Here is a 24,350-nt window from a genome sequence, read left to right as displayed (position 1 = left end):
CAAAATTTGAGTTCAAAGTTACGGGTAAAAGTTGACATAACCAAAAGAAAAAGGAGAAAAATTTGCAAAAACGACAAAAATGGTGTACCTTTGCAGCATAAAAAACTCAATCCTACCTTATGGGACAAAGAATAAAGAAACTAAAGAAAATTAGATTACACCGTGAAGGTACAGACCAACTCGTGTATGGGATGATAGCAATAGTAGCAATCGCCGCAATCTTATGGAGCACCATTGACAACAAGATTCCTTTCTGGATTTTCGTAGTAGTCTTTGGTACGGTATATGGTATCGTACTCAACTTTTACAGATGTCCAATAAGATACTTGAATATCGAAGACACCGACAACTTGGTGGTGGCACCGGCAGATGGCAAGATTGTGGTTATTGAAGAGGTGGACAATGCGCCCTACTTCAACGACCGCCGACTGATGATTTCCATCTTCATGAGTCTTTGGAACGTACACGCCAACTGGTTCCCCGTTGACGGAAAGGTGAAATTCGTGAAGCACGTAGACGGCAACTACCACAAAGCCTGGTTGCCAAAGGCAAGCGAGGAGAACGAGCATGCCGACACAATGATTACCACGCCCAAGGGGGTGGATGTGTTGTGCCGACAGATTGCTGGTGCCGTAGCACGCCGTATCGTAACCTATGCCAAGGAGGGCGAGGAGTGCTATATTGATGAGCACCTGGGATTCATCAAGTTGGGCTCACGTGTGGATGTTTACTTGCCTTTGGGCTCTGAGGTATGCGTAAAGATGGGACAATCAACTACTGGTGATCAGACAATCATCGCAAAACTGAAATAAATGAGTATTAAGAAACATATTCCAAACACGATAACTTGCTGCAACCTGATTTCGGGCTGCATCGCGACATCGTTTGCCTTTGGCGGTTCACCAAAGCTGGCTTTATTGTGGATTATCATTGGTGCCATGTTCGATTTCTTCGACGGCATGAGCGCCCGATTGCTGCATGTATCATCGCCTATCGGCAAGGAGCTCGACTCTTTGGCTGACGACGTGACATTCGGTGTGGCTCCTGCCACTATCGTATTTTCGCAACTGTATGTGATGGAATACCCATCCTTCTTAGAGAGTTTGCGACCTGTGTTGCCTTATGCAGCATTTATCATCGCGGCATTCTCGGCACTGAGACTGGCGAAATTCAATCTCGACGAGAGACAGTCTACCTCTTTTATTGGTGTGCCTACTCCTGCCAACGCTCTCTTCTGGGGCTCGCTGATTGTCTTCAATCCAGAATGGCTCACCGTCCACAGTTGGTCGGTATTCATCATCTTGGCACTCATCCTTATCACCAGCTACCTGTTGGTATGTGAGTTGCCATTGTTTGCCCTTAAGTTCAAACAATGGTCATTCAAGGGCAATGAGGTGAAATATGTTTTCATTGCCTTCACCGTTATCGTATTGGCATTAGCCATTGTCAGCGAAGGGGCTATTGGATTCCTGCAGGCATGGTGGCTTATCATCTTGGTGTATGTCCTGACATCACTCTTCCTGTTCTTAAAGAAGAAAAAATAAAAACATATCATCATAACAAAGGGCTTGTTTCATTACGAAACAAGCCCTTTTTATATTTAATGCTCTCAAATCGGCAAGAAAGAAGCCAATTCCCAACTCCTATTCTCTCATCCTAAGAGAGCAAGTATGCTTTACGAGCAGGACTAATTGTGAACGAGAGTACCAATCTCCTCGCCTTCCATGACCTTCTTAAGGTTGCCTACGACATCCATATTGAAGACATAAATAGGAAGGTTGTTCTCCTTGCACATAGTGGTGGCGGTGAGATCCATCACCTTCAAGCCCTTTGTGTAGATTTCGTCGTAGGTAATCTCACTAAACTTCGTGGCAGTTGGGTCTTTCTCCGGATCAGCGGTATAGATGCCGTCTACTCGGGTTCCCTTGAGCATCACGTCGGCCTCGATCTCGATGCCACGCAATGAAGAACCAGTATCTGTGGTGAAATATGGACTGCCGGTACCTGCAGAGAAGATACAGATATAGCCAGCCTCCATTGCCTCGATGGCTTTCCACTTGCTATAGAACTCGCCAATGGGCTCCATACGAATGGCTGTAAGCACTTTGTTCTTTACGCCAATAGCGCCTAAGGCACTACTCAGAGCCAAGGAATTGATGACGGTAGCACACATTCCCATCTGGTCGCCCTTTACACGGTCGAAACCCTTCTGACTTCCGCTGAGTCCTCTGAATATGTTGCCTCCGCCTATCACGATACCAATCTGCACACCCATCTCGTGTACTTCCTTGATTTGGCGTGCATAGTCGCTCAATCGTTCTGGGTCGATGCCATAGCTCTGGCTTCCCATCAAACTTTCTCCACTCAACTTCAGGAGAATTCTCTTAAATTTTGCCATATTCGTTGAATATTTTAATTAATAATGTTTTCTCTTTTTGTGTAGACAGAAATAATCTCTTGCCCTGCTTACAACTTGATCTTGATTTCGCCAAAAGAATAGGAGCGGATGTGGCCTTGCTTATCGTGCAGAATGAGATGTCCATCATCCTCTACCTCTACGATGGCACCCTCGAACTCACCATCCTTGTCCTCATACCAATGATAACCCTTACGGCGATAAAGCGACTGATGGTAAATACCGGAAACATCCATATAGTCAGCACGACGCAGAAGTTCGTAATAACCGGCAAAGGCATCCAAGATCTTCTGCAACAATTCTTCGCGGTCTACATCATGTCCCAAAATCTGACGCAGCGACACAGGATTGGGAGCATCACTCACAAACTCTTCTTGGTTCACATTGAGTCCTATGCCAAAGACGCATCGCTTGATGCCCTGCGAACATACCGAAGTCTCTATCAGCGTTCCACTTATCTTTTTGTCATACCAGTATACGTCGTTGGGCCATTTCAAGGTAATGCCCTCGGTATAGGTATCAAGAACATCTTTCAAGGCTATGACTCCTGCCATAGACAAAAGAAACTGACGGGTTACCGGCACCCACACCGGACGCACCAAGATACTGAAGAGGAGGTTCTTTCCGCGTTCACTCTCCCATGCATGTGTGCCTTGACCGCGACCAGCAGTCTGGTAGTCGGCTACAGCTACCACCATCTCCTCATCATCTGAAGGAGAATAGTTCTTCAAATATGTATTGGTTGAGTCTGTCTCCTCTAACTTGATTATCTTTGTATTCATTATAATAAAATATGTAAATATAAGTTTCAAAAATCACTCAGTTCTGCCAACAACAGGGAAGCCCCCTGTCAAAAAGGAGCTGACTGTTCATCCACTGCTATAAGACCAGTAATGGATTGAAGGCATCAACCAGATGGTCGATGCGCTCTATCTTAGAGGGAGAGCCCACAATAGAGATGATGTCGAAACGCAACTCCTGAGCTACTGCATGCCCCTTGACATAAGCATTGGCTGCCACGGCAAGATTACGCATTTTACGTATATCAACAGCCTCTTCGGGAGCCCTCATATCATCAGAGGCACGAGTCTTCACCTCTACGACCACCATGGTGCAAGCATCCTCCGAAAGAGCTACGATATCCAGGTCGCGCTTGCCGAAACGCCAGTCACGATCCAATATCGCATAGCCCTTCGACTCTAAGTATCGCGAAGCCTCAGCCTCGCCCCACTTCCCCAAATCGTTATGTTCCGCCATGCTGTCCTAACTTCTTCACCGCCTTTTGTGCCTGCGGCTATCTTGTGCAAAAATAACACTTTTATCTCTAAACTCAAACTTTTTCATCCATATTTTCTTTTCACTCTCATTTTTTTATAGTACTTTTGTACCAAAGCAATGAAGATACAATGAACGAGACAGAAAAGAAAGACGAAGAGTTTATGCGGAAAGCGCTGGCAGAGGCCCAGGCTGCATTCGACGAGGACGAGATACCTGTGGGAGCCGTCATCGTATGTCAGGGAAGAATCATATCAAGAGCTCACAACCTGACGGAGATGCTGCACGATGTTACCGCCCATGCAGAGATGCAGGCCATCACAGCTGGTGCCAATATGTTGGGAGGAAAATATCTGAAAGACTGTACACTCTATGTCACCGTAGAGCCATGCACCATGTGTGCCGGAGCCATAGGATGGGCACAGATAAGCAGGGTGGTTTATGGAGCAGGCGACGAGAAGAGGGGATATACAAAATATGCGCCCGAAGCACTGCATCCTAAGACTACAGTCACTTCGGGCGTATTGGAAGATGAGTGCCGGGCACTCATGATAAACTTCTTTGAGCGTAAAAGATAGACCGGATTACTTGACAAGTACTACCAAATACTTGCTGGTGCTCCAGAATATCTGTGGATTGGTGATGCGCAAAACATACTGCTTGCTGGCATCATGAGTAAGCGAATAGCTGCTTGCAGGATGTGCTGTGAGCAACTTGGCAGACTTGGAATAGAGCTTGATTTCTGTAGTGTTGCGAATATCAACCTTGGTAAAATAGTTCTTATTGAAGTTGCCATTCATCACCTTGCCACCTTCCAGGATATGCTGACCCTTAAGTTCCTTCTTGGTACCAAAAACATACCATGCAGTATTGAGTTGCTTATCTTGAGCGTTGATGGTCTCTGCCTTCTGCTGATTGTCGGCAGAAAGATTACTTACATTAGTATTCAAGTTGCCAATAGTTTCATCGAGTTCTGAGATATGGATATCTTTCTTGTCCAACTCCTCACGCAAAGCCAGCAACTGCTTGTCTTTCTCTTCCAACTGAGCTGTGAGGTTATCGATGGTCTTCTTGAGTTGTCCACCCTTCAAGGTACTGCTTTCCAACTGTTTCTGCAACTTAGCAATCAGCTCTCTGTTCTGCTTCATGCGCTCGGCAATAAACTGGATGTTTTCCTTGAGATTTTGTTTTTTGCTTGTACCCTCGCCATTCTTCAACAAGGCGACACGATTTTCTGCCTCATTAATCAAGCGGAATCCTTCTTCGATGTCATTCAGCGTGCCCATCATTTCATTGATTTCACTGTCTTTCTGAGCGATAACATCGTTCAGCGAGTCTGTCTGTTGAACACTCGCCAGTCCGGGAGCATTCTTGCCGTCCTTACAACCTGTCATCAACAAGGCTGCGCAGCAAACCATAAAAAATAACTTTTTCATAATTATTCTCCTTTATCACTTTGTTTATAATGCTTTTTCTTTTCCTCGCGCTTGCGCTCTTTCATTTCCTCCTTCAGCTGCTTGGGATCCTTGCCTGCCAAGACAATGACAAACTCGCCACGCGGCTCCGTCTCCATGAAATGAGAGATGACTTCCGACAAAGTGCCACGTACACTCTCCTCGTGAAGCTTGGAAATCTCGCGACAACAACTCACCTGACGGTCTTCACCGAAAACCTCAGCAAACTGCTGCAAGGTCTTCACCACACGGTAAGGCGACTCATAGAATATCATCGTGCGAGTCTCGTCCTTGAGTGACTCCATATAGGTCTGGCGCCCTTTCTTCTGTGGCAGGAAGCCCTCGAAACAGAAACGGTCACAGGGCAGTCCTGACGAGACGATAGCAGGGATGCAAGCTGTGGCTCCCGGTAAAGTCTGCACGGTGATGCCTGCCTGAGCAGCCTCACGGGCCAGATAGAAACCAGGGTCGCTGATACCTGGCGTACCTGCATCGCTGATAAGTGCGATGGTCTCGCCTGCTTTCAACCGATCGACTATGGCAGCCGTTGTTCCATGTTCATTAAACTTATGATGCGCCATCAAGCGATTGCGGATATCGAAATGCTTCAGCAGAACACTCGATGTACGAGTGTCCTCCGCAAGCACCAAATCAGCTTCTTTCAGAACTCTGATGGCTCGCATTGTCATGTCCTCCATATTACCTACTGGAGTCGGTACTATATATAATGTGCCCATACAGCGTACAAATGTAGTTAATAAATCTTTCTTAGCAAAAAAAAAAGGATTTTCTTTGCAATTTTTAAAACCTTATTGTTAATTTTGTCACCGAAATGACAGAATACCTAATTGGGGAGACACACCGCCCCGGAAGAATTGAAGTGGTGTGCGGGTCGATGTTCTCTGGAAAAACAGAGGAACTCATCCGTAGAATGAAGCGAGCTAAGTTCGCCAAGCAGAAGGTTGAGATCTTCAAGCCTTCGCTCGACACACGCTATTCGGAAGAAGATGTAGTGAGCCACGACAAGAATACAATCAGGTCGACTCCTATTGATTCTTCTGGAGCCATCCTCCTGTTGGCTTCCGACATCGACGTAGTGGGTATCGACGAGGCGCAGTTTTTCGATGATGGACTGGTTGAGGTTTGTAATCAACTGGCAAATAATGGTGTACGAGTCATCGTGGCAGGACTCGACATGGACTACAAGGGAATTCCCTTCGGACCCATACCTGCCCTGTGCGCCATTGCCGACGAAGTGACAAAGGTGCACGCCATCTGTGTCAAGTGCGGCGCATTGGCTTATGTGAGCCACCGACTTATCCACAACGACAAGCGTGTGCTGCTTGGAGAGAAAGACGAATATGAACCTCTCTGCAGGGAATGCTACCAAAGAAGTATCGACATAGAGATGAAGGCTGAAGCAGCTGAGAAACTCAAACTATAATTTACTCAACTTTCGCAAATAGGGAAGTAAAAGAATTCAAATATCACTATGGCCAAGGAAATTACATTCGACAAGTTCGTACGTTGGGCTGGTATTATCATCCTGATATTAGGAATACTCTACGTCACTAATTATCTGAGCAGTGTGCTGTTGCCATTCTTCATTGCATGGTTCTTTGCATACCTGCTCTACCCCGTCGTGCTGTTTATAGAAAACAAAATGCATGTTCGCATCAGAGCCTTGTCCATCATCATCGCCATGCTGACCATGATAGCCGTCATTGGTGGTGTGATATGGCTCATCATTCCTCCGATGATAGACCAGTTTGACAAACTGGGTGATGTGCTGACAAAATGGCTCCATCAAACGACTCATACCAATAACCTCACGGCATTGATCAAGGAATGGATGCAAAACAACCAGGACCAGATAGAGCGGTTCTTGAGAAGCAAGGATTTCTCGGATACCATGAAGTCAACCATGCCCAAGCTGTTTGCCGTAGTGGGACAGACAGCCAACGTACTGCTGAGCATCATCGCCTCGATGATTACCTTATTATACATGTTCTTCATCCTGCTCGATTACGAAACACTTACAGCCAACTGGGTGCGTATCTTCCCTAAGAAGAACCGCCCATTCTGGCAGGCGCTGATGAACGATGTGAAAAGGGAACTCAACAACTACATACGCGGTCAGGGTATGGTGGCGCTTTGCATGGGCATCATGTTCTGTATAGGTTTCACCATCATCGGTTTCCCGATGGCCATCGGATTGGGTATACTGATAGGTATTCTCGACCTTGTACCCTATCTGCATACCTTTGCCCTGATTCCTACAGCTTTCCTCGCTATGCTGAAAGCTGCCGACACAGGACAGAGTTTCTGGTTAGTCTTCGGTCTTGCATTCCTGGTGTTCTGCGTGGTTCAGGTGATTACCGATATGGTGGTTACACCTAAGATTATGGGTAAAGCGATGGGACTGAATCCAGCCATACTGTTGCTCAGTCTTTCGGTATGGGGCGCTCTGTTGGGCTTTTTAGGTCTTATCGTTGCCCTGCCGCTGACCACTCTTCTCATCGCTTACTGGCAGAGGTATGTGACAAGAGAAAAGCCTCATTATCTTGGCAAAGAACCACAAGATACGGAAAAAACAATAGCAGAAAGTTCCGAAAATAAAGAAAAATAGCAAAAAATAAGATAAATATTTGGTAAATTCAAAAAAACATCGTACCTTTGCACTCGCTTTCGTACAGAAGGTTGGAGATTGACTCGCTAGCTCAGCTGGTAGAGCACAACACTTTTAATGTTGGGGTCATGGGTTCGAGCCCCATGCGAGTCACATAACGAAAAGGACTTTACTTCGGTAAAGTCCTTTTTGTTTTATGTATCGTTTGTTTGATGTACGCTCTTATTTGATGATTCTGCCTGATTATCCTACGCGTTTAGTCGTCTTGCTTACTCATTATTCCTGCGTTTGGTCATCTTGCTTACTTGTAAAAAAGAAAGCTGGTACGTGCTCATATTCTTATATAATAATTAGGTACGCGCACGTACGCGTACCTTTGTTATATAAGTATTAACTATTCTTCTTCGACTTGACACCGCTACCCTTGGTCAAGGTCAAGGTGGAGCGTTGAAGTTTCTTGCTGCCATGGTCGAAAACTACAGCGGGATTCATGCGGCGGCCATGGAAGGAGATTTCGAAATGAAGATGTTCTGTCGTTGCCCTACCAGTACGGCCGGTAAGACCAATGACCTGACCAGCCTTCACCTTATCGCCGCGCTTGACAAAGTTTTTGGACTGATGGCTATACAAGGTCTCAAAACCATAAGCATGCTTGATACGTATACAGTTACCATAACCATAGAAAGGCCCCGAAGCCACTACAGTACCATCGAAAGCTGCTAAAATTTTATCGTTGGGACGAGTCTTGAGGTCTACACCAGAATGGCAGCGCTTGCCACCGTAAGGACTGATCACCTTGCTGCCTGGAAGTGGATAAGCCCAATGAGATGCTGAGATCTTCTCTAAATCCAACTTAAAAGTATTAGACTTCTGGAAGGGATCGGCCTCCTCTTCCGGATCGAGAGTAAACTCCCTGTCCTTTTTGTCAGAAGAAGACACCTTGCCTCCCACGACAGTCACACTGATACGGTTGCCCGTCTTGCGAAACTGCATGGTCTGACGACGCAGCCTGTGACTTTTCAACTCTATCACTGTCTCAGGATTGATGCGGGCTCCGTTTACCATAACAGAAAACTCACAAAACACGTCTGACCCCTTTCCTCCGACAATAGCTATGGTCTGTCCAGCCTCAACGCCCTGTCCCACCTTCACCAGGTTTTCGGCATTGAAAGCATAAACTGTCTCTAAACCGTTATCGTGACGGATCACAATAACATTACCATAATTTACTGTCTTGCGGGAAAGGCGCACATAACCATCAAACATCGCCTTGACGGCATCGCCCTTCTTGGTCTCTATATGCAGGATGCTATTATTATTCTCCAACGTAGCCTTACCCACTGGAAGAGGAAAAGAATACTCCTTCTCCCGAAAGTTCTCAAAGTCTACATTGAAAGCATTGCTCCGTTCAAAAAGTCCTGGCGTGGCAATACTTATCTGTTGCTGTTCGGCAGCAGTAAACTGATTTTTGCCTGGCATGAAAGACGAAACGATGATGAAGCCACAGCATAATAAGGCCGCAACCATCGTTACCGCATAAATATGGCTAAGTTTATTGATTAGGTTCTTATACATGACTGTTTTATAGAAATTAGAAAAGTATGATTCCGGTGAAGATTCTTCCAGACTGAATGCCCAACCTACGGGCAGAGAAGAAATCATCACTGTGCTGATAGGTGCAAATACCTGACTGATGGATATGGACAGCAGGAATGCCCGACTCTTGTAATAAAAGTGAATTGCAAAGAGGTAAATCGATGTGCCACTTCATGGGCTGATCCACATTTCCCTCTTTCTTCATGTTAGGACGCTGGTCGGCAATAGCAGGCATATCAAAACCGCCCTGCACGAACTCCTCATAAACCTCATCGCCTACCTCAAAAGCTTCTTTGGATATACCTGGACCAATGACAGCCTTCAATTCTGAGGGACGTGTGTGAAAAGAGGTGCACATCATCTCAATGGTTTTCTGCACTATACGCTGTACGGTGCCTCGCCATCCAGCATGAATAGCAGCCATGGCATGATGAACCTCATCATAAAGAAGCACAGGAATGCAATCGGCAGTAGAAACACCTATGCACACACCCCGCAGGTCGGTAATCAGCGCATCGACTCCTTCGAGAATCATCTTGCGGACAGGATCAGGTTTTGAGAAAAACTCCCCGTCAACCCTTCGCACTTCTATGCCATGCACCTGATGAGGCATGACGATATGGTCGGCAGACACACCTAAGCGTTCTGCCAAAAGGCGACGGTTCTCCCAAATATGTTCGGAAGAATCGCCACAATACTCATTGATATTGAATTCGCTATAGTTGCCCAAGCTCACTCCGCCTTTTCGCATGGTAGAGAAAGCCAGGACTCCTTCAGCAACTGTATATTCTTTCAGCATCTGCAGAGAATTTTTACTCGTATTCAAAGTCATCGAGGTCGTCTACATCCTCAATCTCCGACTCATCGATATACTCTACAATATCCTCGCCTTCGGCAGCCAACTCCTGCTGGAATCGGCTCATATCCTTATCACGATGCACGAGAGTGTCTTCAGAGGTAATCTCCTGGAGTTTGTTACTCTCCGAATTGAGTTCACGCCAAAGCACATCCTTCAACTCCTGGATACCCTGTCCGGTAACCGAGGATATGAAGACCACCGGCAAATCGTCAGGCAGGTTTTCCTTCAGCATCTCGATGAGCTCTTCGTCAAGCAAATCGCACTTGGTGACAGCCAGCACGCGATGTTTGTCAAGCATCTCTGGATTGAAGTTTCTCAACTCGCCAAGAAGCACTTCGTATTCCTTCTTGATATCATCGGTATCACCTGGCACCATGAAGAGCAAGAGTGAGTTGCGCTCTATGTGGCGCAGAAATCGCAATCCCAGGCCTTTACCCTCGCTGGCACCCTCGATGATACCAGGAATGTCGGCCATCACAAAAGACTGATGGTCACGATAATCGACAATTCCCAAAGAGGGCTCAAGGGTGGTAAACGGATAGTTGGCTATCTTGGGACGGGCACTGGAGACCGAAGACAGCAGGGTGGACTTGCCCGCATTGGGGAATCCCACCAATCCGACATCTGCCAGGAGTTTCAGCTCCATGATAATAGTCATCTCCTGCATAGGCTCGCCTGGCTGTGCATAACGGGGAGCCTGGTTGGTAGAAGTGCGGAACTGGAAGTTTCCCAATCCTCCACGACCACCTTTCAGCAGCAACACCTCTTGTCCATCGTATGTAACGTCGCACACGTACTTTCCTGTTTCGGCGTTATATACCACGGTTCCACAAGGCACATCAATATAGATGTCCTTGCCATCGGTTCCATGACACTTGTCTCGTCCACCATTGCCTCCATGTTCGGCAAAGAAGTGACGCTGGTACTTTAAGTGCAATAAAGTCCAGTAATTATGATTTCCACGCAGATAAATGCTTCCTCCGCGTCCGCCGTCACCACCGTCAGGACCACCATTGGGTTGGTACTTTACGTGGCGCAGGTGCATGGAGCCCTTGCCACCCTTACCAGAGCGGCAGTTAATTTTTACGTAGTCTACGAAATTGGATTCAGCCATTTTAATGTCTTATGTTTAATGTTTAGTAAAAAATATCTTGCTATCTTGAGGCTGGCAAAAGGGCAAATGTGTAATGTCGAACATTTACTGAAGCATGACCTCGATGGCACAAGCCTTACTAAATATTAAACATTACACATCAAACCTTATATCTTAGAGATTGTCAATGACATTACAAACACGAGCGAAGATCTCGTCTACAGTACCCAAGCCCTCGATGTGGTGATGGATACCTTCCTTCTCATACCAGTCGATGAGTGGAGAAGTCTGTGTGTGGTAAACATTCAAGCGCTTCTTGATAGTTTCCTCATTGTCGTCAGAACGACCACTCTCCTTACCACGGTTGATAAGACGTGCCATCAACTCATCCTCAGGAACAGAAAGTTCAATCATGGCAGCCACCTTATGACCACGCTCTGCCAACATCTTCTTCAAAGCCTCAGCTTGTGGAATAGTACGTGGGAAACCATCAAAGATGACACCCTTGTGCTCCTTACCGAAGCTGTCGTACACACTTGCCAGGATATCAATCATCAACTCATCAGGAATCAACTGACCATTGTCGATGAAGCCCTTGGCAGTCTTGCCGAGTTCTGTACCGTTTTTGATTTCGCTACGAAGTACATCACCTGTTGAGATATGACCCAATCCGTACTTCTCAATCAGCTTGTCGCTCTGAGTGCCTTTACCTGCACCTGGCGCACCGAAAATTACAATATTCTTCATTACTATTTTATGTTGTTGAAATAATTATCCTTAAACTAATCTTCTACTATCGTATAGATGTCGCGCAGGTTACGGCCCTGCTGGTCGTAGTCAAGTCCATAGCCTACAATAAAATCATTAGGAATTTCCATCACCGCATACTTGATATCGAGAGGCACACGAAGATTGCCTGGCTTCACAAGCAAAGAGCAGACATTGATCGAAGCAGGATTTTTCTCCTTCAGACTGTCGATCATCTTCTGCATGGTGAATCCGGTATCTACGATATCTTCAACGATGATGATATGACGACCCTCCACTTCCTGATTGATTCCCAACAGTTGTTTCAGATTGCCCGTAGAACTGGTACCCTCGTAAGAAGCATACTTCACAAAGGATATCTCGCTGGGGATTGTCACCATACGCATCAGATCGGCAGCAAACATAAATGCACCATTCAACACAGCCAAAAACAAAGGATTCTTACCATCCATGTCCTGGTTAATACGGTCGGCAACAACTTGCACTTTCTTCAAAATTTCCTCTTCTGGAATAGAGGTTTTAAAAGTCTTGTCCTTGATTTTAACTATACTCATAGTTCCAAAAATAATATTTTCTGCAAAATTACTAAAAAAATACGGAATATCTTATAGTTATCGAGCATTTTTTCGTATTTTTGCAGAAGTATGAAGATTTTTACGAGTACTCAGATACATGAGCTGGATAAATATACCATCGACCATGAGCCTGTCTCCTCTATCAATCTGATGGAGAGAGCTGCCAAGGCCATCACCCACTGCATAGAAGCAGAATGGTCGAACAGGACACCTATTGTGGTCTTCGCCGGACCAGGAAACAATGGAGGTGACGCACTTGCCGTGGCCAGACTGCTGGCTGACGACGGCTATCAAGTTTCAGCATTCTTATTCAACATTCACAACAAACTCTCCAACGACTGCGCCTTGAACAAGAAGCGTCTCATTGAGAGTAAACGCATCAAACAATTTACAGAAGTCTCGGTCAACTTCGAGCCTCCCACGCTGACACCAGACACCGTGGTCGTGGACGGACTCTTCGGCAGCGGACTGAACAAGCCGCTTACCGGAGGTTTTGCCGCCATGGTGAAATACCTGAACTCATCGCCAGCCAAAGTGGTCAGCATCGACATTCCGTCGGGACTGATATGCGAGGACAACACCTACAACATATCTGCCAATATCCTGAAAGCCGACCTCACGCTGACACTGCAACAAAAGAAGTTGTCGATGCTGATGGCGGACAACCAGAAATATTTGGGAAGGCTCAAGGTGCTGGACATCCGCCTGTCTCCCGAATACATACAAAACACCGACTGCAGGTATCGCATCCTGGAGGAAAACGACATACGGGGCATCATGCAACCCCGTGACGACTTTGCTCATAAAGGAAGCATGGGGCACGCACTCCTCATAGCCGGCTCTTACGGAATGGCGGGAGCTTCTATCCTTGCCACCAAAGCCTGCCTGAGAGCAGGAGCAGGAAAAGTCACCGTGCATTCACCCAAGCGCAATTACGACATCATGCAGATAAGTGTGCCAGAGGCCATACAGCAGATGGACCCTGAAGAAACCCTGTTCAGTCATCCTGTAGATACCGAACCTTATAATGCGCTCGGAATAGGTCCGGGGTTAGGCAGCAACGAGACAACAGCCATCGCCCTGATAGCACAGATCAGACGAAGCACCTGCCCCTTGGTCATCGATGCCGATGCCATCAACATCCTTTCAAGTCACCGGGCATGGATGCAACAGTTGCCCAAGGACATCATCCTCACTCCCCATCCTAAGGAACTCGACCGTCTGGCGGGCACCACAAGTTCCTGCTGCTACGAAAGACTAATGAAGGCAAGCGAACTGGCAGAAAGGCTGCAGGCTTACATTCTGCTGAAAGGACATTATTCTGCCCTGTGCCTGCCCAACGGACACATAGACTTCAACTCCACTGGCAACAGCGGCATGGCGACAGCAGGAAGCGGAGATGTGCTGACCGGAATCATCACTGCCCTGCTGGCACGAGGTTACGACGCACCTTCTGCCTGCAGGATCGGAATGTACCTGCACGGACTGGCCGGCGACTTGGCTGCCAAAGACTTAGGAAAGGAAAGTCTCATTGCCGGCGACATCATCAATTATCTGCCCAAAGCTTTCCTGAGAATGGAAGACTGAGGAGAAAAATAAGTTTTTTTGAACATATTAGAGAAATAAATGAACATTTTTGTTGTTCATTTATTTTTTTTTAGTATATTTGCCACATGAAGGGGGAAATTATAACCTAATCACAAATTTATAAACTACTCAAAGTATGTTAAATCACAATCTAAAACACCATCTGTTACCATCAGCATTATTGGTGGCAGGTTTCCTGACCTTAACAGGATGCACGAACAACGACTATGACCTAAACAACGTTGACGCTACTATGGGATTCGGAAGTGAGTCTTTGGTAATTCCCAACAGTTCAACCAAAGACATTCAGCTGAAAGATGTTCTCGACCTCAAGGAAGGCGGTTGCGTAGTGACAGATGCAGCAGGCAACTACCTGTTCCAGCTGGCTGGAGGAGATGTAGAGGCAGCCTATCCAAACATTTCGCCTATCATCCTCGACGTTACCAACGTGTTCGATGGCGATATTTCACTGAGCAACGCAGCTTCTACGGGTGCCAAGGCAAGACGCACTCCCGGCAGCAGCCTCCATATTGCTTCACCCAAGGTCATGATGTTCGAATATCATGGCAACGACAAGGCTGTGAAAAGTCTTAATGAGGCTGAGATTAACGAGAACGAGAACGGGACCGAAATCAGTATCAGACTCGACTTCAGCAACATCTCGACAGCTGTCTCCAACATAGAGTCGGCTACACTCACCTTGCCCGCATACCTCAGCATCAATCATCTGGAGATAAAAAACGGCAACGGAGTTCCCACACACAATGGTTCGAAAGTTACCATCACAGACATCTCTACCGCACGCCCCCTTGAGCTGAGCCTCAAGACACAGAAACTGGACTTCACCAATCAGAACGACCACGGACACCTCAGCATCAACAACGGAGCGATAGACCTAACTGGATACTTCAGCATAGCAATGCAATGCAATGTGACAGGTGCAATGCCCGACAATCCTACAATCAAGGCAAAAATAGGCGTAGCCGACAGAACCATCACGATGAACAGTGCCACAGGTATCTTCGACCCGAAGATCAATCTGAACACTTTGGGAGAAGTTGACGTGACAGGTCTTCCCGACTTCCTGGATGACGACGACGTTGTGGCCGATCTCGACAATCCTCAGATATTGCTGACCGTAAACAACGACATGGATGTGGCTGCTACTGTTAGTGCGACAGTCATCTCGACAAAGGAAGGCAGAGAACTGGCACGCGTCACTCTGCCGGAGATGAGTGTAGCGAAGAACGGACTAAGCAAGATCTGCATCTGCCGACAGAAGACAAGCGAACTGACCCAGCAGTACGGCGAAGCCAACGTGTATGCCGTGAGCAACCTGTTGACACTCATCAACCGCATACCCGACCACATCAAAATCGTAGACGTGAACGCTCATGCCAAGGCAGAGGTGGCTACCATAGTATTTGGAAAAGAATACCATGTGAAGCCAAGTTATAAGGTCAATGCCCCATTGGCTTTTGGCGAAAAGGCAAACATCGTTTACGAAGACTCTTTTACTGGATGGAACGACGATATCGACAAACTCGACCTGGCCGAGGGAACCTACATCGAGGTGACAGCCAACGTAGAGAACAAGGTTCCAGCCTACCTCACCGTAAAAGCATATCCAGTAGACGCACAGGGCAACAAGATAGAAGACAAACTGCTCATCGAGATTCCCGACGAGGTGGCTGCATCGACAGACGGAACAACAGCCGTAACAACACCTATCACCATGAAAATTACACCCAAGGTAAAGAACTCGCTCAAGCAGTTGGACGGACTCGTATTCCGACTGGAAGGCTCCGCCAAGTCAGCCAATGGCAACAAGGTGACGGGCATCAGCCTCAACGAGAGAGAGCATACCCTGAAACTGAACGACATCAAGGTGAAAATTGTCGGAAAGATTATCGGCGACTTCAACTAATGAGAGTGTCAGACCAAACATACCTATTTTATATATAATAAATAAGAAAGCCCTATGAAATTACAACATATCAAGAAACAATTGTTCACAGTGGCACTGACTACTGTTGCAATGGGTGCCATGGCACAGAGCCTCAACTCGGCATATTACACTGAAGACTATAAGTTCCGTCACGATCTGAACCCTGCCTATGGAAACGACCAGAACTACATATCCATTCCTGCTCTGGGCAACGTGAGTGTAAACACACATGGTAACTTCGGATACCAGGATGTGGTGATGAACAATCCTATGTATGGCGTGGAAAACGGAGCCAAGAAAATGACCACCTTCATGAACCCCTACATCTCAACAAGTGATGCTCTCGACGGATTCAGTACAGGCAACAACCGCATCACGGGTGACGTGAACATAGCCCTGCTGTCGGCTGGCTTCAAGGGCTTCGGCGGATACAACACCATCGAAGTCAACGCCAAGACCTCTTTCGGCATCGCCCTGCCCTACGAGCTCTTTGAGTTTGCCAAGAACACAGGCAACAACTCTTATGACATCGGCGACATCAGAGCACACGCCATGTCGTATGGCGAACTGGCTTTGGGTCACTCCCGCCAGATCAACAAGAAACTGCGACTCGGTGCCAAACTGAAATTCCTCTTCGGTATTGCCCGTGCTGATGTAGAGATGAATGACGTAAAGGCAGACCTGACAGCCAACGACAAATGGCTGATAAGCGCAAAGGCCAAGGCCAACATGTCGATGAAGGGATTCTGCTACAAGCAGGAAACCAAGGAATACAACGACCCATCAAAGGGAGAATATGAATATGTGAACGATGTGGACGTAGACGGCGCCGGACTGAGCGGTTTTGGTATGGCGATAGACCTCGGTGGAGAATATAAAATCAACGACAGCTGGACAGTGAACGCCTCGGTTCTCGACTTGGGTTTCATGCACTGGAGCAACAACATGCAGGCTGCCAACCGACAGGACACATTCGTCTTTGACGGTTTCACCGACATGGATGTGAAACAAGGCAATGGAAACGAAGTCTTCGATGACAAGGCTGATAAATATGGAGACCAGCTGGCCGATTTTGCCAACCTTACCGACGAGGGTGACCAGGGCAGCAGAACAACAGGCATAGGTGCCACCATCAACGTGGGTGCAAGCTACAAGCTTCCATGCTACAAGAAAATGACCTTCGGCTTCCTGAGCTCTACACGCATCAAGGGTGCCTACTCATGGACAGAAGGCAGACTAAGTGCCAACTGGGCTCCTCTGAAATGGATTGACGGTGGTGTCAACTTTGCTGTCAACAGCTTCACAGCCAGCATGGGCTGGGTGCTCAACATCCATCCTAAGGGATATAATTTATTCATCGGCATGGACCACTTGCTGGGCAAGATGAGTAAGGAATGCATCCCACTGAGCTCGAACGCCAGTGTGGCTGTCGGTATGAATATTACCTGGTAAAGAAAAAACTGTGTTCATAACCCCCAAACGCAAGTACTTGCGATGACCAACGAAAGTACTTTCAATACCTACGAAAGTACTTTCAACAGCCAACGAAGCTATATTCATTTTTAGGCCTCTTAGGTGCAAAAAGACATTATGAAATATTTTATTTTAAAGTGGTCATTAGAAAAAAAACAGAACAATAAAACAAAACGAAGCTTATGGTGTCGTTTGCTGCATAAGATGATCGCTCCACTCAGTGCAAATCCTGATTTTGATGATAAAATAGAGGATGTTACTCTATGGTTTATTGAATATGACGATGTGGTAAATCATATTGCAAACAGAGAAATTGGATTTGCTAAAGATGGTAGGATTATTGTAAAAATGCCAGACGATAGAAATTATGGTTATTGGCTGGATACAAATTGCGAATTGGAAGATTTCAAAAAGATGGGTATAAATATGATAACCGAAAAAGAATTTAACGACTTATGGAATTCGGTCTATTACGATAGAGTAGCAAAAGAATTCAAGCAGACTGTTATCAAAAATGGAGACTAAAGAATGTATGCAATCTTGCTTTCACGGACATTTTGGGCAGCATCCTTTACGTTACGTATGAGAAGGGCACGAAAGTCTTCGATGCTTCATACGATGCGTGGGGGCAAGCAGACGGTAACGCTCAACACCATTGGGTCTGCACCGTGGTTGCATGGGGCATGAGATGTTGAATGAGTTCAGCCTCATCAATATGAATGGGCGTGAATAGAAAAGCCTCGAAATATGAAAGCGGCTTCGATAGTCAATGAAGCCTATTTCGTAGAGCAATGAAAGCGGCTTCGTAAGCAGTTGAAGCCTATTGCTATTGGCTATACAATTCCCGCTATTAGGGCTTGTTAGGGACTTGCACCCATTAGAATAGGCTCATGCCGAGCATACCAAAAAGAAAGAGCGGAAATCCTTTCGGACTTCCGCTCTTTTTATGTCTTAGCGACCTACGATGATTAGTCGAGGTTAGCCAACTTGTTGTCAGAATGAAGAACATCCTTGATCTTGTGGCTATAGAGGTCAACCATGTACTCACGAGCCTTACCGCAGTACTGACGTGGGTCGAAGTACTCTGGGTGCAAAGCAAATGTCTCACGAACACCAGCAGTGAAGGCAAGACGAGAGTCAGAGTCGATGTTGATCTTGCAAACAGCGCTCTTAGAAGCCTTTGTCAACTGCTCCTCTGGAATACCTACTGCGTCTGGCAACTTGCCACCGTACTTGTTGATGATGTCAACATACTCCTGAGGAACTGAAGAAGAACCGTGGAGAACGATTGGGAAACCAGGAAGCTGCTTCTCTACTGCCTCCAATACGTCGAATGCCAATGGAGGAGGAACGAGGTGACCAGTCTTAGGATCACGTGTGCACTGCTCTGGCTTGAACTTGTAAGCACCATGAGAAGTACCGATAGAGATAGCCAATGAATCAACGCCAGTACGTGTAGCGAAGTCAACAACCTCCTCAGGCTTTGTATAGTGAGACTCCTCAGCTACTACGTCGTCCTCAACACCAGCGAGGACACCGAGCTCACCCTCTACAGTTACATCGAACTGATGAGCGTAATCAACAACCTTCTTTGTCAATGCAATGTTCTCCTCGTATGGAAGTGCAGAACCGTCGATCATTACAGAAGAGAAGCCGAAGTCTACACAGCTCTTACATGTCTCGAAGCTATCACCGTGATCGAGGTGAAGCACGATTTCAGGATGGTTGCAACCCAACTCCTTAGCATACTCTACAGCACCCTCTGCCATGTAGCGGAGCAATGTAGGGTTAGCATACTTGCGAGCACCCTTAGAAACCTGAAGGATAACAGGTGACTTCAAGTTAGAAGAAGCCTGGATGATAGCCTGAAGCTGCTCCAAGTTGTTGAAGTTGAAAGCAGGAACGGCCCAACCGCCCTTGATAGCTCTTGCGAACATTTCCTTAGTGTTCACAAGACCGATTTTCTTGTAATCTACTGCCATAATAGTTTTAATTTATAAGTTTTAATGAAACATTCAATTCATTTTTTCGAAAGAAACCATCTCCAAGAGGATGGCCTCTCTTCAAACTTCGAGTGCAAAATTACCTTTTTCAAATGAAACGGCAAAATGTTGAGCTAACTTTTCACCCCTCAAACAAGTTAAAAAAGTTTATATTTTACACGAATCCTACTCTGCTTTCATTTTTGCAAAATACAGATAGCAATTTATGCGCTCTCTCCTTTTTGTACGTTCACCTTATTAATATAATACTCACGCATGGCATAAGCCAGCACAACGACAAAACCTGCCAAGGGCACCACAAAAGGCATCACCACATGGGTGCGGTCGGCAATGAGCCCCATCAGAAGGAAGCCACAGCCACCTATAGGGGTCATCATCAGAAGCGAGGAGGCGCTCTTGGTAAGATTGCACAATCCTACAAGGGCTATCGAGAAGATGGTGGGGAACATGATAGCCTCGAAGAGATAGTTGCACAACAATGCCACCAAAGACACTTTGCCTAAACAGCACAAGACCAAGACATTGCACACCACGCAACCCACAGCACAAACAAGGAGCATCGTGGTAGCTGCCACATGGCGCATCACCCAACTGCCCAAGAAGCGACCTACCATAAAGAAAGCCAAAGCCCCCGTCAACACCAATGAGGCGGTGCGGTCGGACATCCAGTGCATGCCGGTGACGAAGTTGATGAAATAGCTGTTGATGGAAATCTCAGCCACCTCATAACTCAGCAAGGCAAAAAGGCCAAAGACAAACATCTTGTGATGGGTGAAGAGCTTGCGGATATTGGAACCGCGCTCCTTATCCTCTGATGTCTGCTCATGACTGATTTCGGGCAGGTTGACACGCGAGAAGACTACGGCTATGGCAAGCACCAAGACACCCAAGATGGCATAAGGCACCACCACATTGCCACCTTCCTCGGTATTGTTGAAGAGAAACTGACCGATGCAGAACGTGGCGAAGATGCCACCCAGTCCATTAAAAGACTGGGACAGATTGAGGCGACTTGTCGCCGTCTCCTTGCTGCCCAACTCGGTGACATAGGGATTGGCTGCCGTCTCCAAGAACACCAGTCCGCACCCGATGATGAACAGGCAAAACAGAAAGGCATAGAAACTGCCTACCGAAGCGCCGGGGATGAAAAGCAGGGAACCGACACCGAAAAGCATCAGTCCGCAAACCACACCACGACGATAACCATAGCGATTGATAAAGATGCCCGCAGGTATCGCCATCAAGAAATAACCCAAATAGGTGGTTACCTGAATCAGGGCGGAGTGAGTGATACTGATATGCAAAGCATTCTGGAAGTGCTTGTTGAGCACATCCAGAATGGCACGAGCGAAGCCCCACAAGAAAAAGAGCGACGTTACCAATACAAAAGGAACAAGATAATTTCTGTCTTTTGTTTTCTGTTGTTCTATTGACATTATTATTTATTTTTCTTCTAAATAAACGATTATTAGTATATAACGTCAAATCGCAAAAAATATTTTATCAAAAGGAGTTTTCTTTGCAACAACCTTCCAAAAGCCATCATTTCTCTTCATAATGGAAATACTGGAACACTCCTGCTCCACTCTGTGCGTTTTTACATTCCGTATGCTATCAGCCCACAAATCCCGATTATTAACATATTTTCAGGCAGACTCCAAATGCTATACTTATGCCATCAGCCTTAAATTCCTGTGAACCGTTTGATTAATACTGGAAAAGGCTTACCGTTATACTATAAAAATTATCATTTTAGCCTACAAAAACAGACTGATCATAGCAATATCTTTACGGTCAAAACGTTACCTATAATATAGATAGTTTTTATTCCACAGAAAACTTCAATACACGGCTTGCTGTGATGTCGGGAAACGGCATCGCATGACAATGCACCATACAAACGAACAAGTTACGACATGAAAGATTTTGCAGCAATAGATTTTGAAACAGCCAACAACGAGCGATCATCGGTATGCTCTGTAGGTATTGTCATAGTACGTGGCGGAGAGATAGTAGACAAGTTCTACTCTCTCATCAAGCCCGAACCGGAGTATTACAACTACTGGTGCAGTAAGGTGCATGGCCTGTGTGCCTCTGATACAGAAGAAGCTCCTGTCTTCCCTGACGTATGGAAGCAGATAGAGCCCAAGATAACAGGGCTCCCTCTCGTAGCTCACAACAAGGCTTTTGATGAAAGTTGTCTGAAGGCTGTCTTCCGCGTCTATCAGATGGACTATCCCGACTATGAGTTTTACTGCACTTGCGTGGCATCTCGCAAAGTGTGGCCCCAAGGCAGTCACACCCTCGATATTATCGCAGCCCGTTGCGGCTATGATTTAACAAGCCACCATCATGCTCTGGCAGATGCGGAAGCGTGTGCAGCCATCGCGATGGAGATATTATAAGCTAAGACTCTGGGCTCTTATTTGAAAGCACAACTATACAAATAAAAGCCCATAAAGCCTCTGTTCGGGATAAGAAACAGCGCACTAAAAACATATAACTTCCTTAGACAGAAAAGTGCTCCTTAAAGGGCACAATACTGCTCTTCGCTGGGCACTATTGTGCCATAAGTAGGCATTTTTACTGCATCTGTATTTATAAAAATGGATTACGAAAAAGCCCTCCACCCTATGAACATAGGATTAAAAGAATACAGAAAAAACTATTTTTTTTCATAATCAAAATAAATAAATAAAATTGTTATAATAAATGTAAAGATCACGCTCTTAAAAGTTATAATGTTCTTTAAGCTAATTTCTATTTCGTCAGAAAATAAACATTCAAAAATATTAAATATCCAACATATTAATAATAGAATAATAGGAAATGCCTTTTTTCTCATATATTTTACCTTAATTCCGCAACATTATAAATATTAACTCTTATAACATCCTGAGCAACAAAAAGTTGCCTAGGATGTTGCCATGTCAGAGGATTTACTTAACTTAGTGTTGCAAAAAAAATTAAACAAAACCTCATTAGACATGGCAAAAATACAAATAAAATCCGAGAAACTCACATCTTTTGGTGGTATTTTTCCAATTATGGAGAAATTCGACAGGATGTTGTCTCGTACAATAGACTCCACTTTAGGTTTGCGTAGCAAAGTGTATGGCTATCAATATAGCGAGATAATCCGTTCTCTGATGTGCGTATATTTCTGTGGAGGGTCATGTGTCGAAGACGTGACCTCACACCTTATGGAAGCACTTTGCTTACACCCCCACCTCCGTACATGCAGCGCAGACACAATACTTAGAGCCATTCGTGAATTGACCACACCGAATCTGACCTACAGGTCTGATTCGGGCAAAAGCTACGACTTCTACGTAGCCTCCGACCTTAACAATCTGCTTGTCAATGCATTGCTGGCAACTGGACAGTTGCTGCCAGACAATGAATATGACTTTGATTTTGACCACCAATTCATTGAGACGGAGAAATTTGACGCAAAAATGACCTACAAGAAGTTCACTGGTTACAGTCCAGGAATAGCAACGGTCGGCGACGGCAATACCAATGCCCGTTTCCATCAGGAAGACACTCTAAAACGTATTTTTGAGCGATTGGAGAATGCCGGAATACATATAAACCGTGCGAGGATGGATTGTGGCTCATGCTCTGAGGCTATAGTGGAAATGGTGGAGAAACACTGCCGACATTTTTATATCCGTGCCAACAGATGTGCGTCATTATATGATGACATCTTTGCCTTGCGCGGATGGAAAACCGAATACATAAACGGACACGAGTTTGAGATATGCTCCATCATTGCAGAGAAATGGGCCGGCAAAGCGTACCGCCTTGTCATACAGCGGCAAAGAAGCATCAATAAGGAACTCGACCTGTGGGAAGGGGAATATACATACAGATGCATACTGACAAATGACTATACTTCGACAGACCGTGACATCGTGGAGTATTACAACAAGCGTGGCGGTGCTGAGCGTATATTGGACGACATGAACAACGGCTTTGGCTGGAACCGTCTGCCAAAATCGTTCATGGTGGAAAACACGGTGTTCCTGCTTCTGACAGCTTTGATTCGAAACTTTTACAGACACCTCATATCTGACGCAAACATGAAGAGCTTTGGACTTAAATGCACAAGCAGAATCAAAACTTTTGTATTCAAGTATGTTTCTGTCCCTGCAAAATGGGTTAAGACTGCAAGACAGCACATACTGAACATATACACAAGCAATGATGCATACATGATGGCCGTCAAATTTGATTTTGGGTAGCCGCAAATCTTCGTGGTCTTTTGCGTATTGCCTCAAGTCGCATCATGGGGTAAGGGGATTTTGTCTTTTGCGACTGTGCACCATAAGGATGCTTTACGAAAACGAGTCGTTTTAGAAAGATATCCGCAACCTCAGATATCAAAAATATTACAGGTTGCGGATTTTTGGTTATATTATATAAATGTTTTTTTAAGCCTACAAAATCTATGTTCGAAAGTTTAGAACTTATGTTCGAAAGTTTAGAACTTGTATCCGAAAGTTTAGAACTTATGTTCGAAAGTTTAGAACATAGATTTATCCGCAATTGCAGGGCAAACGCATCAAACTTTTTACCTTTTAACATATAGATATTAATGTTGTATCTTATTGAATATTAACTATTTATATTTGCTTATACCAAAAATATTTTGTATCTTTGTAAAGAATA

23 protein-coding genes and 1 tRNA gene are annotated in these 24,350 nt (G+C 45.7%); 12 read left to right on the top strand and 12 right to left on the bottom strand.

Features of this window, described 5'->3' with window-relative positions; all coding sequences use genetic code 11:
• The first annotated feature begins 119 nt into the window (after positions 1–119).
• Positions 120–812, top strand: coding sequence for a phosphatidylserine decarboxylase family protein (locus tag P3T48_RS12625; protein ID WP_022252810.1), 693 nt, complete (start codon positions 120–122; stop codon positions 810–812).
• On the top strand, positions 813–1,544 hold the full coding sequence (locus P3T48_RS12620) for a CDP-alcohol phosphatidyltransferase family protein (RefSeq protein WP_276506904.1): 732 nt from the start codon (positions 813–815) through the stop codon (positions 1,542–1,544). It begins immediately after the preceding gene.
• A gap of 143 nt (positions 1,545–1,687) precedes the next feature.
• Here P3T48_RS12620 and pyrH read toward each other — a convergent pair whose 3' ends face one another.
• The 3 genes from pyrH to P3T48_RS12605 form a co-directional block, all read right to left on the bottom strand.
• Positions 1,688–2,398, bottom strand: coding sequence for a UMP kinase (pyrH, locus tag P3T48_RS12615; protein WP_158462569.1), 711 nt, complete (start codon positions 2,396–2,398; stop codon positions 1,688–1,690).
• Between the two features lie 68 nt (positions 2,399–2,466).
• Positions 2,467–3,198, bottom strand: a complete 732-nt coding sequence (locus tag P3T48_RS12610; RefSeq protein WP_276506903.1) for a biotin--[acetyl-CoA-carboxylase] ligase — start codon at positions 3,196–3,198, stop codon at positions 2,467–2,469.
• A 97-nt stretch (positions 3,199–3,295) separates the two neighbouring features.
• Positions 3,296–3,673: a YraN family protein gene (locus P3T48_RS12605; protein WP_022252806.1), complete on the bottom strand. Its 378-nt coding sequence runs from the start codon at positions 3,671–3,673 to the stop codon at positions 3,296–3,298.
• Positions 3,674–3,822: 149 nt separating this feature from the next.
• Between P3T48_RS12605 and P3T48_RS12600 the strand changes: the two genes are divergently transcribed.
• Positions 3,823–4,269 carry a nucleoside deaminase gene (locus P3T48_RS12600; RefSeq protein ID WP_022252805.1) on the top strand — a complete coding sequence of 149 codons (447 nt, stop codon included), beginning with the start codon at positions 3,823–3,825 and terminating at the stop codon, positions 4,267–4,269.
• A 6-nt stretch (positions 4,270–4,275) separates the two neighbouring features.
• Here the strand turns inward: P3T48_RS12600 and P3T48_RS12595 are convergent, their stop codons facing one another.
• Both P3T48_RS12595 and rsmI read right to left on the bottom strand, forming a co-directional pair.
• Positions 4,276–5,127: a Cbp1 family collagen-binding glycoprotein adhesin gene (locus P3T48_RS12595; protein WP_022252804.1), complete on the bottom strand. Its 852-nt coding sequence runs from the start codon at positions 5,125–5,127 to the stop codon at positions 4,276–4,278.
• Between the two features lie 2 nt (positions 5,128–5,129).
• The gene (gene rsmI, locus P3T48_RS12590) at positions 5,130–5,882 is read right to left on the bottom strand and encodes a 16S rRNA (cytidine(1402)-2'-O)-methyltransferase (protein ID WP_022252803.1); all 753 of its coding nucleotides are present in this window, start codon (positions 5,880–5,882) and stop codon (positions 5,130–5,132) included.
• 95 nt (positions 5,883–5,977) lie between these two features.
• Between rsmI and P3T48_RS12585 the strand changes: the two genes are divergently transcribed.
• From P3T48_RS12585 to P3T48_RS12575, 3 genes are all read left to right on the top strand, one after another.
• Positions 5,978–6,589 carry a thymidine kinase gene (locus P3T48_RS12585; RefSeq protein ID WP_276506902.1) on the top strand — a complete coding sequence of 204 codons (612 nt, stop codon included), beginning with the start codon at positions 5,978–5,980 and terminating at the stop codon, positions 6,587–6,589.
• A 48-nt stretch (positions 6,590–6,637) separates the two neighbouring features.
• Positions 6,638–7,774: an AI-2E family transporter gene (locus P3T48_RS12580; protein ID WP_276506901.1), complete on the top strand. Its 1,137-nt coding sequence runs from the start codon at positions 6,638–6,640 to the stop codon at positions 7,772–7,774.
• 80 nt (positions 7,775–7,854) lie between these two features.
• Positions 7,855–7,927: transfer RNA gene (locus P3T48_RS12575), tRNA-Lys, on the top strand.
• Between the two features lie 237 nt (positions 7,928–8,164).
• Here the strand turns inward: P3T48_RS12575 and P3T48_RS12570 are convergent.
• The 5 genes from P3T48_RS12570 to hpt all read right to left on the bottom strand — a co-directional run bounded on the left by P3T48_RS12570 (position 8,165) and on the right by hpt (position 12,644).
• Positions 8,165–9,301 carry a M23 family metallopeptidase gene (locus P3T48_RS12570; RefSeq protein ID WP_294881182.1) on the bottom strand — a complete coding sequence of 379 codons (1,137 nt, stop codon included), beginning with the start codon at positions 9,299–9,301 and terminating at the stop codon, positions 8,165–8,167.
• A gap of 64 nt (positions 9,302–9,365) precedes the next feature.
• On the bottom strand, positions 9,366–10,169 hold the full coding sequence (gene pgeF / locus P3T48_RS12565; protein WP_276506900.1) for a peptidoglycan editing factor PgeF: 804 nt from the start codon (positions 10,167–10,169) through the stop codon (positions 9,366–9,368).
• Positions 10,170–10,182: 13 nt separating this feature from the next.
• Complete coding sequence (obgE, locus tag P3T48_RS12560; protein ID WP_022252195.1) at positions 10,183–11,343, bottom strand: GTPase ObgE; 1,161 nt, start codon at positions 11,341–11,343, stop codon at positions 10,183–10,185.
• Between the two features lie 153 nt (positions 11,344–11,496).
• Entirely contained in the window at positions 11,497–12,069 is a 573-nt protein-coding gene (locus tag P3T48_RS12555) for an adenylate kinase (RefSeq protein WP_022252196.1), read from the bottom strand.
• A gap of 35 nt (positions 12,070–12,104) precedes the next feature.
• A complete protein-coding gene (hpt, locus tag P3T48_RS12550; RefSeq protein WP_276506899.1) occupies positions 12,105–12,644 on the bottom strand; it encodes a hypoxanthine phosphoribosyltransferase in 540 nt (179 codons plus the stop codon).
• A 90-nt stretch (positions 12,645–12,734) separates the two neighbouring features.
• Between hpt and P3T48_RS12545 the strand changes: the two genes are divergently transcribed.
• The 4 genes from P3T48_RS12545 (at position 12,735) to P3T48_RS12530 (ending at position 18,198) form a co-directional block, all read left to right on the top strand.
• The gene (locus P3T48_RS12545) at positions 12,735–14,252 is read left to right on the top strand and encodes an NAD(P)H-hydrate dehydratase (RefSeq protein WP_158463797.1); all 1,518 of its coding nucleotides are present in this window, start codon (positions 12,735–12,737) and stop codon (positions 14,250–14,252) included.
• A 136-nt stretch (positions 14,253–14,388) separates the two neighbouring features.
• A complete protein-coding gene (locus tag P3T48_RS12540; RefSeq protein ID WP_276506898.1) occupies positions 14,389–16,179 on the top strand; it encodes a hypothetical protein in 1,791 nt (596 codons plus the stop codon).
• Between the two features lie 54 nt (positions 16,180–16,233).
• Positions 16,234–17,652, top strand: a complete 1,419-nt coding sequence (locus tag P3T48_RS12535) for a DUF5723 family protein (RefSeq protein WP_276506897.1) — start codon at positions 16,234–16,236, stop codon at positions 17,650–17,652.
• A gap of 138 nt (positions 17,653–17,790) precedes the next feature.
• The gene (locus tag P3T48_RS12530; protein ID WP_276506896.1) at positions 17,791–18,198 is read left to right on the top strand and encodes a hypothetical protein; all 408 of its coding nucleotides are present in this window, start codon (positions 17,791–17,793) and stop codon (positions 18,196–18,198) included.
• Positions 18,199–18,641: 443 nt separating this feature from the next.
• On the opposite strand, the gene P3T48_RS12525 is transcribed toward P3T48_RS12530, so the two are convergent.
• Both P3T48_RS12525 and P3T48_RS12520 read right to left on the bottom strand, forming a co-directional pair.
• Positions 18,642–19,655, bottom strand: a complete 1,014-nt coding sequence (locus tag P3T48_RS12525; protein ID WP_158463302.1) for a class II fructose-bisphosphate aldolase — start codon at positions 19,653–19,655, stop codon at positions 18,642–18,644.
• A 224-nt stretch (positions 19,656–19,879) separates the two neighbouring features.
• A complete protein-coding gene (locus P3T48_RS12520; RefSeq protein WP_276506895.1) occupies positions 19,880–21,112 on the bottom strand; it encodes a sugar MFS transporter in 1,233 nt (410 codons plus the stop codon).
• 480 nt (positions 21,113–21,592) lie between these two features.
• Here P3T48_RS12520 and P3T48_RS12515 point away from each other — a divergent pair, with 480 nt between their 5' ends.
• Together P3T48_RS12515 and P3T48_RS12510 are read left to right on the top strand one after the other, a co-directional pair.
• The gene (locus P3T48_RS12515) at positions 21,593–22,081 is read left to right on the top strand and encodes a 3'-5' exonuclease (protein WP_276506894.1); all 489 of its coding nucleotides are present in this window, start codon (positions 21,593–21,595) and stop codon (positions 22,079–22,081) included.
• A gap of 582 nt (positions 22,082–22,663) precedes the next feature.
• A complete protein-coding gene (locus P3T48_RS12510) occupies positions 22,664–23,923 on the top strand; it encodes an IS1380 family transposase (protein ID WP_276506893.1) in 1,260 nt (419 codons plus the stop codon).
• Positions 23,924–24,350 lie beyond the last annotated feature (427 nt).

The organism is Segatella intestinalis, assembly GCF_029348455.1.
In the GTDB taxonomy this organism is placed as follows: Bacteria; Bacteroidota; Bacteroidia; order Bacteroidales; family Bacteroidaceae; genus Prevotella.
Note: the sequence above shows the minus strand (reverse complement) of the source record. Positions and strands in the feature narration are given on the sequence as shown.